Source organism: Flavobacterium psychraerolatum (assembly GCF_025960985.1).
Classification (GTDB): Bacteria; Bacteroidota; Bacteroidia; order Flavobacteriales; family Flavobacteriaceae; genus Flavobacterium.
The window spans coordinates 28,275-40,907 of the sequence record NZ_JAOQMX010000027.1 but is presented as its reverse complement, the minus strand read 5'-3'; the positions used below and the strand labels follow the sequence as shown (position 1 = coordinate 40,907).

Annotated in this window: 9 protein-coding genes; 6 read left to right on the top strand and 3 right to left on the bottom strand. The window is 32.0% G+C overall.

Going from position 1 to position 12,633, the window contains the following annotated elements; translation table 11 throughout:
* Positions 1 to 31 precede the first annotated feature (31 nt).
* The 3 genes from gap to M2326_RS11075 all read right to left on the bottom strand — a co-directional run bounded on the left by gap (position 32) and on the right by M2326_RS11075 (position 6,741).
* Positions 32 to 1,036, bottom strand: a complete 1,005-nt coding sequence (gene gap, locus M2326_RS11085) for a type I glyceraldehyde-3-phosphate dehydrogenase (protein WP_108741187.1) — start codon at positions 1,034 to 1,036, stop codon at positions 32 to 34.
* Positions 1,037 to 1,081: 45 nt separating this feature from the next.
* The gene (pfkA, locus tag M2326_RS11080) at positions 1,082 to 2,068 is read right to left on the bottom strand and encodes a 6-phosphofructokinase (protein WP_264619626.1); all 987 of its coding nucleotides are present in this window, start codon (positions 2,066 to 2,068) and stop codon (positions 1,082 to 1,084) included.
* 242 nt (positions 2,069 to 2,310) lie between these two features.
* Positions 2,311 to 6,741, bottom strand: coding sequence for a translocation/assembly module TamB domain-containing protein (locus M2326_RS11075; RefSeq protein WP_319800842.1), 4,431 nt, complete (start codon positions 6,739 to 6,741; stop codon positions 2,311 to 2,313).
* A gap of 210 nt (positions 6,742 to 6,951) precedes the next feature.
* Between M2326_RS11075 and tsaD the strand changes: the two genes are divergently transcribed.
* From tsaD to M2326_RS11045, 6 genes are read left to right on the top strand one after another with little or no spacing between them, the layout of a single operon-like run.
* Positions 6,952 to 7,974, top strand: coding sequence for a tRNA (adenosine(37)-N6)-threonylcarbamoyltransferase complex transferase subunit TsaD (gene tsaD / locus M2326_RS11070; protein ID WP_264619624.1), 1,023 nt, complete (start codon positions 6,952 to 6,954; stop codon positions 7,972 to 7,974).
* Between the two features lie 3 nt (positions 7,975 to 7,977).
* Positions 7,978 to 8,688: a 16S rRNA (uracil(1498)-N(3))-methyltransferase gene (locus M2326_RS11065; RefSeq protein WP_264619623.1), complete on the top strand. Its 711-nt coding sequence runs from the start codon at positions 7,978 to 7,980 to the stop codon at positions 8,686 to 8,688.
* A gap of 26 nt (positions 8,689 to 8,714) precedes the next feature.
* The gene (locus tag M2326_RS11060) at positions 8,715 to 9,353 is read left to right on the top strand and encodes a DUF4159 domain-containing protein (RefSeq protein WP_264619622.1); all 639 of its coding nucleotides are present in this window, start codon (positions 8,715 to 8,717) and stop codon (positions 9,351 to 9,353) included.
* Positions 9,354 to 9,405: 52 nt separating this feature from the next.
* Positions 9,406 to 10,497: an AI-2E family transporter gene (locus M2326_RS11055; protein WP_264619621.1), complete on the top strand. Its 1,092-nt coding sequence runs from the start codon at positions 9,406 to 9,408 to the stop codon at positions 10,495 to 10,497.
* A gap of 2 nt (positions 10,498 to 10,499) precedes the next feature.
* Positions 10,500 to 11,681, top strand: coding sequence for a THUMP-like domain-containing protein (locus tag M2326_RS11050; protein WP_264619620.1), 1,182 nt, complete (start codon positions 10,500 to 10,502; stop codon positions 11,679 to 11,681).
* An 8-nt stretch (positions 11,682 to 11,689) separates the two neighbouring features.
* Positions 11,690 to 12,259 (top strand): hypothetical protein, encoded by a 570-nt coding sequence (locus tag M2326_RS11045; protein ID WP_264619619.1) that lies wholly within the window; start codon positions 11,690 to 11,692, stop codon positions 12,257 to 12,259.
* The last annotated feature ends 374 nt before the right edge of the window (positions 12,260 to 12,633 follow it).

Here is a 12,633-nt window from a genome sequence, read left to right as displayed (position 1 = left end):
TAACGGGATTTTTTCTATTTTAAATAGTTGATTATTTTAATCCTGTAATATGTACAGATAAATCAATTAATTTACTAGAATATCCATATTCATTATCATACCAAGAGATGATTTTGAAAAAAGTAGAATTCAAACCAATTCCTGCATTAGCATCGATGATAGAAGTTCTTGAATCACCTACGAAATCTTGAGAAACAACTAAATCTTCAGTAAATCCTAAAACACCTTTCATTGTAGTTTCAGAAGCTTTTTTCAATGTAGCCATGATTTCTTCGTAAGAAGTTTCTTTTGCTACTTTTACCGTTAAATCTACAGCAGATACATCTGTTGTAGGAACACGGAAAGCCATACCAGTTAATTTTCCATTCAATTCAGGAATTACTTTTCCAACTGCTTTTGCAGCTCCTGTAGAAGATGGGATGATGTTACAAGATGCAGCACGTCCACCTCTCCAGTCTTTTCTAGAAGGACCATCAGTAGTCATTTGCGTAGAAGTTGTAGCATGAACTGTAGTCATTAAAGCTTCAACAATTCCGAAGTTATCATTAATAACTTTAGCCAATGGAGCTAAACAGTTAGTAGTACAAGAAGCGTTAGAAACGATTAAATCAGAAGCTTTTGCTTCAGTATGATTTACTCCCATTACAAACATTGGAGCATCAGCAGAAGGAGCAGAAATAATTACTTTCTTAGCACCACCTTTGATATGCTCATTTGCAGTTTCAACAGTTGTAAAGAAACCAGTACATTCAGCAACTACATCAACATCAACTTCATTCCATTTTAAGTCAGCTGGATTTCTTTCAGCAGTAATACGGATGTTTTTTCCATTTACAAAAAGTTGTCCTTCTTTAACTTCAACAGTACCATTAAAACGACCGTGAACTGAATCATATTTTAATAAGTAAGCTAAGTGATCAACATCTAATAAATCGTTGATTGCTACAACCTCTACATTGTCTCTGTTAAAAGACTCTCTAAATACAATTCTACCAATTCTACCGAATCCGTTTATTCCTAATTTTACTTTTGACATTTCTTCTTTATTTAATTATTATTGTTTATTCTCTCTTTATAAATATTATGTAGACATAATATCTGAAACGCGTAACAATTCAATATCAATTTCTGATTTTGATTTAATTGCTTGTTCCAATGGTGTTAGCTCTACTTTGTTGTTTTGTAAACCTACCATATAGTTTGACTTACCTTCCATCAAAGACTCAACCGCTTTCACACCAAGTCGGCTCGCCAAAACTCTATCAAAACAAGAAGGAGAACCTCCTCTTTGCATATGACCCAAAACAGACACTCTTACATCATATTCTGGTAAATTAGTTTCAACGTAATCTTTTAATTCAAAAACTGACTTACCAATTTTATCTCCTTCAGCAATCACAACAATACTTGATGATTTACCAGAAGCTTTACTTTTCTTTAAAGATTCTAAAAGTCTATCTAACCCTAATTTTTCTTCAGGAATCAAGATTTCTTCAGCTCCAGCTCCAATACCTGCATTCAATGCAATATGTCCTGCATCTCTACCCATCACTTCTACAAAGAAAAGGCGGTTATGAGAAATAGCTGTATCTCTAATTTTATCAATACATTCTACAACAGTATTCAAAGCAGTATCATAACCAAGTGTATGAGTTGTTCCAAAAATATCATTATCAATAGTTCCTGGAATCCCTATGATTGGAAAATTATATTCTGAATTAAAAAGTAATCCTCCTGTAAAAGTACCATCACCACCAATAACTACTAATGCATCAACGTTCGCTTTTAGTAATTGTTCATGAGCTTTCTTACGTCCTTCTGCAGTTCTGAATTCAGTTGAACGAGCTGATTTTAAAATAGTACCACCTTTATTCACGATATTATTTACAGAACGTGGGCCCATATCGGTAAAATCACCTTCAATCATTCCTTGGTAACCTCTATATATACCTACACATTCAATTTTATGATAAGCACAAGTTCTAACAACAGAACGAATAGCAGCATTCATTCCAGGTGAATCTCCACCTGAAGTCAAAACTCCTATTTTATTAATCTTATTTGACATTGTTTTTAGTTTAAGATGTAAATTTAAGAAACAAATATCACTTTTCCACTTTACCCAAAAGCTAATTTACTCAAAGTCAACAAATTCAAACGTTTTCGTTAATAAGTTTTCGAAAAATAGAATAAAAATGAATTTTATTAACTAAAAAATAGAATTATCAAAAAAAATTAACAATTAATCAAAACAACATCAATCAATAAAAGTAAATTTATTATACAGGACACTCATTCTTATTTAAAAATTTATTCTTCATCTGGAATCACTCCTTCTCTATTGGGTTTTATTTCTGTTGCTTTTGGTTCCTTTGGTTTTGTAAAATTCATGTACTCAGGCGCCAAATTAGAATCTTGAAATTGATCAATATATTGAATGGATTTCTTCGTCTTTTGACTGTTAAATATTTTATCGACTAATTGCTTAAAAGTGTCAAAATCTACCTCGTACGTTAACCCTACTCCTTGTGTATAACCAATACCTTGACCAATATAATTCACATCATTTTCACGATTAAACAATCTTAAACTCAATGTTCCATCTTCGTTAACTCGATATTGCACTTCTAAATCCCCAACAACTGCTGACTCGTTAATACCTCCAAAAGGCACCCCAACCTTTCCATTAATTGTAAATCGTTCGTTTATTTTGGATGAAATAGTCGCCACTACCCTACCATCTGTTTCTTTACCCAATCGTTTATCTGCAGCTGTATAAAGAAATCCTACTTTGAATTTATCATTATCACTTTTGATAATACCTCCCAATAAACTCGATGCTGTTTCAAACAAACTTCCAGAAAAATCAGACTGACTGACTCCCTCAGAGCTTAGGAAACCTCCAGAAGACAACAAATACAATGCTTGAGTCTGCCTTACATCTTTGTCATATAATTTATATTGAATTTCAGATTTCAAGACATTACTAACTGTAGGGAATTCGATATTAAAATCAGGCTCTGGACTGCTTAAATCTCCTTTAATTCCTATTACCACATTTACTGGTACCTTTCGATTAAAAGAGGAATTCTCTAATAGTACTGCAGGGTTTGCTATGGTTTTGTAAACTGCTTCCAAATTCAATTGAGCACGCATTGGATTACCTTCCCATGAAATAGACCCCCCTTTTCTAACATCAAATTTCTTATCAATTAATCCCCCGTATTTAAAATTATAAGATCCTTCGTAGGCTTGAAAGTCACCCCACATATTAAACTTACCTAATGTATTTATTTTAAATAATAAAGATCCAAACCCTTTTCCTTTCATTCCATGACCTGAATTTCGATCCAAAATTACTTCTACTTCTGCATCTGGAGTAATATCTAAATCAAACTCTAACTCTAATCCTTTGTAATTCCTAGTATTATCAACGATCCCTTTTTTAATATTACTTTTTTCTTTGGCTGTAATAAAATGGAGTAAACTATTTTCACCAACACTTTCCGCTTGATTGATAGGAATTTTTAAAGCAGAGCCCTTCTCTGACTTTGCTTGTACCTTTATAAACAAACCATTTGTAGGTCCAGTTATCGATGCGTTACCATCGATGTAAGCTGTACCATAATAGGCTGCATCATCACTATCTACGGTATTCAACACTAATAGTCGCTTGGAGCTGATATCTAAATCTAATTTCCAATCCATAAACTTGGTATGCTCGATACTACCACGGAGTATTCCTTTGGTACCAAATTTTGAATCGGTCAAACTATTATTTCGAAATAAAAATTTCTCATCCAATAAATCTATAATAGAACCTTCACCTAAAACATAGTCCACATTTAAATATGGAACAGTCATTCCTGCTTCATCAACAAAAAGTCGTCCACTTATTTTAGGTTCATTTACCGTTCCTCCAACATGTGAGTTTCCAGTCACGAAACCACGAATATTAGACAAAACTTCTCCACCTAATGGATTGAATAATCCTAAATTAAATTTATCCAATTTCAAGTCTAAGTCTAGAGCTGCTTCTTTATCAATAATTGTAAAGCTCCCCTTAGCATTCAATGATTCTAAATTTTTATTTTCTAAAAAAGAGTTGACCAAAAATTTCTCTAAATTTTGATCGCCTTCAATATCAAACTTCAGATCCCCCAAATCTGTTTTATTAATATTTAGCTCTTTAACCATCAAAGAGGCGGTTGGCTTATAAATGGCATTATTTTGCATAAAATTGATAGCTCCATTTAATTTTCCATTAAATTCAAACTTATCGTCTGCAGGCGTAACCTTATACAAATCAACATCTTTGAATGTTAAATTTAAATCTTTATTTGTTGTACCACCTATACTTCCTCTCAAAGCTATTTCTTGTCCTTGATGGGATAAAACAATATCATCAATATTAAAATTCTTTAATAATTTATCAAATACAATCTGGTTATCTGGAGTTTCTTTTTCATTCAAAAACCATAAATTATCTTTGAATTTTAATTCTGACTTACTAATACCAACTACATTTTCATTCTCCTTATTAATAGTATGATATAAATTCAGATTAAAATAATCCTCTCCTTTTGAACCTCCTTTAAATTCTGATCTAAAAAATAACGTATCTTTCACGGTAACGTTAATCAAACTAAAGTCACGAATTTTATAATGTTTTGTCTTTATACTATCCAACTCTATATAAGCATTGTACAAAGGATTTTTATTATCAATAGCAACTTTTATATTGTCAAATGTAGTAGTAGAAGCAACAATTTGAGGAGATTTAAAATTTAATTTAAAGTCATTTGTATCCGACTTAATATTTCCTTTTAAAATAGTATTGGTTCCTATGGATATCTCTGGATAAAATATTTCTATAATTTTATTATAAATCGTGAAATCAAATTTCAAAAACTGTCCTTTATCTACTTGTTCAGGTTTGAAATTTGCATACAAACTCCCAAGTGAATTCCTTACCAAAATCCCTAGTTCTTTAAATTTAAATTTACCCACTACTTCACCTTGTACAATATCCGGAGAATTTAAGGTTATAGTTCTTATTTTCTCTTCGTCAAAACTTGAATTGATAGTAAAATCATCAAACACATAGGTATCCTTATCGTTTTGATAAGAGGTATTCTTGATATAAATATTTCCTTGTAAATTTTCAATTGTATTTCCATCCACTTGAACCACAACATCTCCTCTGAAATTGGATTTCAAATCATCCACAAGTTTTAATTTATGAAAATCAGCGTTTCTAACATTTATATGAAAATCATACTTACTATCTTTTTTACTTAAATCAACCAAACCATCAAAATCCATATTTAGATTTGGATCGTCAATATTTACCTTCCCTCTATAATAAGGAGGCTTGAAGTTTCCATTAAGGGAAACATTTTTATAATTATAATCATTATAGTTTATACTTGAGATAACCCCTTTTACACCAGTATCTAGATATTTTTCTGTAAAACCAACACCTTCGATCTCAACATCCATGGTTACTTTACCTAAACTTTTTTCACCAAGTAAAATTCCCATATCAAAATCTTGAGTCATTATGTTTCCATTATATGACGCTTTATCTATAAAATCAATTTGATTAATCGATAAGTCCGATTGTACTTTTCCTATTTCTGTGATCATAGAGAAATCTGCATCTAGATATGTAGCACTCCATTGAATATTTCCATTTATTACAAAATTCCCGACTCTTTTTAATTCAATTGGAAGCTTTTTCCCGAGAACATTTGGAATCAATTGTACCAAATTATCATAATTTGCAGACAATTTACTAAGATTAGCATCCATTAAAAAGCGCTGCTGTTTATTGCCCCAAATATTTTTGAAATTGATTGCCCCAAACAATTTTGTATTCTTGGAATCATATAAACTCAAGTTATTTAAACTCAAATCATTTAACGTTCCTTCTATTGTAGTACCCAAATTAAAAATAAGGTTTTTACCCAAATCTTTGTAAAATGGTCGAATATCATTCGAAGAAAGTAAGGAAGGATAAATAATACCTTCAAATTTTACTTTATTATTGAAATCAGCAAAATCTGTGATTTTATAACTCAAAGTCAAATCGGCCTTAATCTTAGACTCTTTGGTTTTTATATCTAAATTTTTAAGTACAATTTGTTTTTTGGTATAACTAAAAGTAGTATTCAACTCAGACACATACAGTCCGCGGTAGTCTTGAAAAGACATTTTTCTGATGATCGTATTTACATTAGCCCCATACAACTTAAAGTCAACCAATTTAGCATTTAATTTGGTAAAATCGACATCTTTGGGCACCACTCTATTTTCATCAGTCAAAACGAAATGACTATTTACAATCTCTGCATCTGTGGTTGTAAACAATGTATGCTTACCTGTAGAAGGTTTACCGTTATCAAAAGATTTTATAAAAACGTCTATGTTTGTATCTTTCTCTCCTTTATAAGTTTTTAAATTAAACAAAAGATTTTCTAGTCGAATGCCTCCAAAAATTAAATCACCCTTTACTAATTTATTTAAATCTAAAATATTGGTATTTACAATCTGACTATAGATTAAAGTATCTTTGTGATGATCTCGTATTAAAACATCATTCAGTTTAACGCCGCCAAAGACATTTATTTTGGCTTTTGACATCGAAATATCTACACCAAAATCTTTATTTAAAGTCTGGGTTACATATTGTGCAATTTTTGTTTGTACAAAGGAGGTCGAAAGTACAATTGCAAGCAATAACAAAAGGATTATTAATCCAATGAGAAAGCCTGAAAGTATTTTAATAAACTTTTTAATTTTCTTATTTTTTATTTTTTTCTAAAAAAAGGATATTGCAGACCCAAAGCGTCTGTCCTTTCACAAAAATTCTTTAATTTTGGCTGCGCCGCAAAATTAAATAATTTAATTTTCGGTTCGTCAAATATAATTCAAAATTTGTGCCTTTTTATGCAAAATCCTGAGGTTTTTATTCTTGCTATCGAAAGTTCTTGCGATGACACGGCTGCAGCAGTCTTACAAAACGACAAAGTGTTGTCAAATGTTGTGGCCAACCAGCAAATTCACTCGCAATATGGAGGTGTTGTTCCCGAACTAGCTTCAAGAGCACATCAACAAAATATTGTACCCGTAATTGATGCCGCTTTGAAAAAAGCCAATATCAAAAAAGAACAATTGAGCGCTATTGCTTTCACCCAAGGGCCTGGATTGATGGGATCACTCTTGGTGGGGAGTTCTTTTTCCAAATCAATGGCCATGGCTTTGTCCATTCCATTGATAGCAGTCAATCACATGCACGCCCATATTTTGGCACACTTTATAGACGAAGAAGGATACGATAAACCTGAATTTCCATTTTTGGCTTTGACCATAAGTGGTGGACATACACAGATTGTAAAAGTCAATGGTTTTTTTGACATGACAATTATAGGACAAACAACCGATGATGCTGTTGGTGAAGCATTTGACAAATCGGCCAAAATTTTAGGCTTACCTTATCCTGGTGGTCCATTGGTCGATAAAAATGCACAATTAGGAAATCCGCTTGCCTTTAAATTCACTAAACCAAAGGTAGCGGGATTGGATTTTAGTTTTTCTGGTCTTAAAACGGCGATCTTATACTTTGTTCAGAAGAAAAAAATCGAGGATGAAAATTTTGTTGTCGAAAATATGAATGATATTTGCGCGTCTATTCAACATACTATAATTGAAATATTGATGGACAAGCTAAAACTAGCCGTCAAAGAAACAGGAATCACTCAAATCGCAATTGGTGGCGGTGTATCTGCCAATTCTGGTATTAGAAAAACCTTGAAAGAGGGCGAACAAAAATACGGTTGGAAAACCTTTATTCCAAAATTTGAATACACCACCGATAATGCTGCAATGATTGGAATTGTAGGTTATCAAAAGTTTTTATCCAAAAAATTTGAAACCGAAACAGTGGTTTCTAAAGCACGAATACAATTTTAAATTATGCAATTATTTTACAATAGTGACCTAGTCGAATCTACCGAAAACTTCTCTTTTGATAAAGAAGAAAGCCGACACATCATAAAAGTACTTCGCAAACGCGATGGTGATATCCTGCACGTTACCAATGGTCAAGGACTATTATTCGAAACAAAAATCACTTTGGCTTCGGATAACAAATGTACCGTAGAGATTGTTTCTTTTACCAAGAAAACACCTTCTCCATATCATTTGCATCTGGCTGTAGCTCCTACCAAAATGAACGATCGTTTTGAATGGTTTTTGGAAAAAGCAACCGAAATTGGTATTCATGAAATCACTCCAATTCTTTGTGATCGTTCAGAACGAAAGGTCATCAATCAAGATCGTTATGAGAAAATTATTCTCTCTGCCTTGAAACAATCAAATGAACTGTATTTACCAAAACTAAATGCTGCTATAACCTACAAGGAATTTGTTGCACAAGAACATAAAAATGGGCTTCACCTTATTGCACATTGTGAAGAAACAGATAAAAAAACGCTTAAATCGGTTTTAAAACCAGCTGAAAATATTACCTTATTAATTGGACCAGAAGGAGATTTTTCTGAAAAAGAAATTCAATTGGCCTTAGATAATAACTATCAAGCAGTTTCATTGGGTGTTACACGATTACGCACAGAAACGGCTGCTATGGTGGCTTGTCATAGTGTAGCTTTTTTTAACGAAAAGTAATCCCTACTTTAATATAGTGTTGTAAAATGAAAAAAATATGTTTTATTTTTCTTTTCCTTTCCCTGAACATATTTGCTCAGGAAATAGCGCTATTAAAATACAATGGTGGTGGCGATTGGTACGCAAATCCAACGTCACTACCCAATTTGATTCAGTTTTGCAACATCAACATCAATACGACTTTAAAGCTTAAGCCAGCCACAGTAGAACCTGGAAGCCTGAGTTTGTTTACATATCCATTTGTACACCTTACAGGACACGGAAATGTAGTTTTTAATGATTCTGAGGTAAAAAACCTTCAGAACTACCTTAACTCTGGTGGCTTTTTGCATATTGACGATAATTATGGTCTAGATCAATACATTCGAAAAGAAATTAAAAAACTTTTCCCCAACACTGCTTTGGTAGAAATTCCTGCAGCCCATGCCATTTTCCAACAGCCTTACTCTTTTCCAAATGGTTTACCAAAAATTCATGAGCATGACGGCAAGCGCCCACAAGCCTTTGGAATATTTGTTAAAAATAGATTGGTCTTGCTATACACCTATGAATGTGATTTGGGTGATGGATGGGAAAATGCCGAAGTAAACAACGACCCCTTATCTGTGCGTGAAAAAGCATTGAAAATGGGAGCTAATATCATTCATTATATTTTTAATAATTAAGAGCAAATTAGGAGTTAAAATCCCTACTACCAACCTAACACCAGCTACTTTTATGATTACTTCAAAAATCATTGCCAACGGAATTTTAAGAGCTATTGCTTTCATAATTGTCATTTGCTTATTACTGTTTTTTTTGTACCAAATACAGACCGTGATATTATACCTCGTTATTTCATTGATTCTTTGTTTGATCGCTAGTCCTTTTATCTCTTTCTTGAAAAAAAGACTAAAATTCAACAATACCATGGCAACGGTCGCAACACTAGTACTGTTTATATCTCTACTCATTGGGTTTGTTTTACTTTTTGTACCCTTAATCATTTCACAAGCAAAAAACTTATCCTTACTAGATACCAACCAACTACAAACGCAATTTCTTGTTATCGAAAATAATATAGAGACCTACTTCAACCTGAATCACATCAATTTACAGGAAATATTAAAGGAGTCCAATTTGTCTTCCAAAATAAATTACAACTATTTTACTGATTTCATCAATTCGATCTTAAACCTAATAGCTGGTTTTGGAATGGGAATAGCTTCTGTATTTTTTATTACTTTTTTCTTTTTGAAAGACCAATTGCTTTTTAAGAAAAAAGCAAAATTGATTTTACCCGATGAAAGTGAAGAAAAAATTCTGAATTCTATCGAAAAAATAAACGAACTCTTAACCCGATATTTTGTAGGATTGCTGATTCAGCTAACAGCCGTATTTATTCTTTACTTCATTGTATTGATTGTATTCAAATCTGAAAATGCTTTTGTCATTGCATTTCTATGTGCTTTGCTAAATATTATTCCATATATTGGACCCATCATTGGAACCGTTCTCGCTGCTATACTAACATTAATTGGCGGTATTGGTAGTGATTTTAGAACCGAAGTACTTCCTACTACAATCTATGTTGTAATTGGATTTATGTTGGTACAAGTCATTGATAATAATATCAATCAACCGATCATTTTTTCAAAAAGTGTCAAGTCACACCCATTAGAAATTTTCTTGGTGATCTTAATTAGTGGAATTACTTTTGGTGTTTTTGGGATGGTTGTAGCGATTCCGATTTACACCATGGTAAAAGTTGTATTGAAAGAATTTTTTCCCGAAAATAAAATCGTATCTGTTTTAACCGAAAATATTTAGATTTGGACTCCCCTATTTTAACCCCTTCAATTCAGGATTTTATCCATAAAAACATTGGCATATCAGTATCCAAATTGGCTTTACAAAAAAATCCATTTCCAACAGTAGCATGGATTGAAATTTTAAAACAGATCGAAGCAAAAATCAAGGCAAAGGAGAAATTACCCACTTGGTTTGCAACGCCAAATATTATTTATCCTTCCAAGGTTTCAGTAGAACAAACCTCTTCGGAAAAAACGGCTCTGTACAAATCTACCTTAATCACTGGTGAAAGCTTAATTGATTTAACTGGTGGCTTTGGAGTAGATGATTACTATTTTGCCAAAAGGATAAAGCAAGTTGCACATTGTGAAATCAATACAGAACTTTCTGAAATTGTAAAGCACAATTCAGAGCAACTAAAAATTTCAAACCTACAATGTCATGTAGGTGATAGCAAGCATACCTTAATACAACTGCAACAAAAATGGGATTGGATATATATTGATCCTTCTCGTAGAAATGATGCTAAAGGTAAGGTCTTCTTGCTGCAGGATTGTTTACCAAATGTTCCTGAAAACTTGAATTTTTATTTCGAACATTCGAATCAAATACTGATAAAAACAGCTCCTTTATTAGATATCAGTTCCGCATTGACTGAATTAAAAAATGTAAAAAAAATCCATATCATTGCACTTGAAAATGAGGTCAAAGAATTGTTGTGGGAAATTCACAAAGGATATGGAGGTGACATTTCAATAAAAACAGCTAACATTACCAAAGAAAAAACAGAAACTTTTGAGTTTATCTTAGGTAATAATATTAACCTACCCCTTTTTGGGTTGCCCAAAAAGTACGTGTACGAGCCTAACAGTGCTATTATGAAATCGGGAGGTTTTGACGAAGTGGCGCTGCAATATGATTTAGTAAAGCTACACAAACATTCTCATTTATATACCTCTGATTTTCTTATTAATTTCCCAGGTCGTACCTTTGAAATAGTTAAAGTACTACCCTACAATAAAACAGAAATGAAGGCTGCCTTTGCAAATGGAAAAACCAATATTACTACTCGAAATTTCCCAGAAACAGTAGAGAACATTCGTAAGAAGTGGAAAATAAAAGAAGGAGGTACTAGCTATTGTTTTTTTACAACTGTAGAGAATAATGATAAAATAGTATTAATTTGCAACAAAATACCTTAAACTAAATCATGAAAAAGTCTATTACCGCTTTATTATTATTATTTGTAAACGTTACTATGTTTGCTCAATCAGAATGTGATTATAGTGTCAATGTATCGGATTCTCTTGGCGTTTATAAGCAAACCAACGAATATTTAATCTCCGAAAAAATATTTGCCGGTAAGTCTGAATATATCTTTTTCTCTTTAGTTACTGATAATGGTTTTCCTGCCCTTAATGTACAATTGATTCAAAAGAGTAAAGATTTTTTACCTGCTAACTGTTTCGATAAAAACTCTAAGTTATACTTACAATTACAAAATGGTAAAGTCATTACACTACTACACATGAATAAAGAAAGTTGTGGAAACTTTATACGGGATCCAAAAGGTTTTGACAATAGAGTCACCATTGGAACATTTATGTTTGTAAAAGGAACTATGGAAGAATTAAAAAACTCACCTATCAACTTAATGCGTGTCAAATATTTGACCAATATTGAGGACTATGTCATTAAGAAAGAATTAACCTCAGAACTAAATCAAAAATTTTATCAGCCAGAAACTTATTTTATGAACTACTTGAAATGTATTCAGTAGTAAACGAGTGGTTTAATTATGAATTGTATGGGATTACATTCACTAAAACTTATAATGTGTTAGCGATTCTCACTACTTAAAAAAAAACTTTCTATTGAATTCGATTATATAAGACTGGAATAACTTTACTATAGTTATCAAATTAATTTATTAATCTAGATTTAATATTAAATTAATATTTTATTGGCAATTATTTTGTTGAGACAATAATTATAACTATCATTGTAGAACAAATACGCTATTAACAACCATTTATATATAAAAGAAGCCGCTAATCCCCAGGGATAAGCGGTTTTTTTGTATTCAAACAATTATCTACTTAATTATAGCTTTGGGAATGAGTCGTTTTCCTAAATAATACACCCTAAACTTAT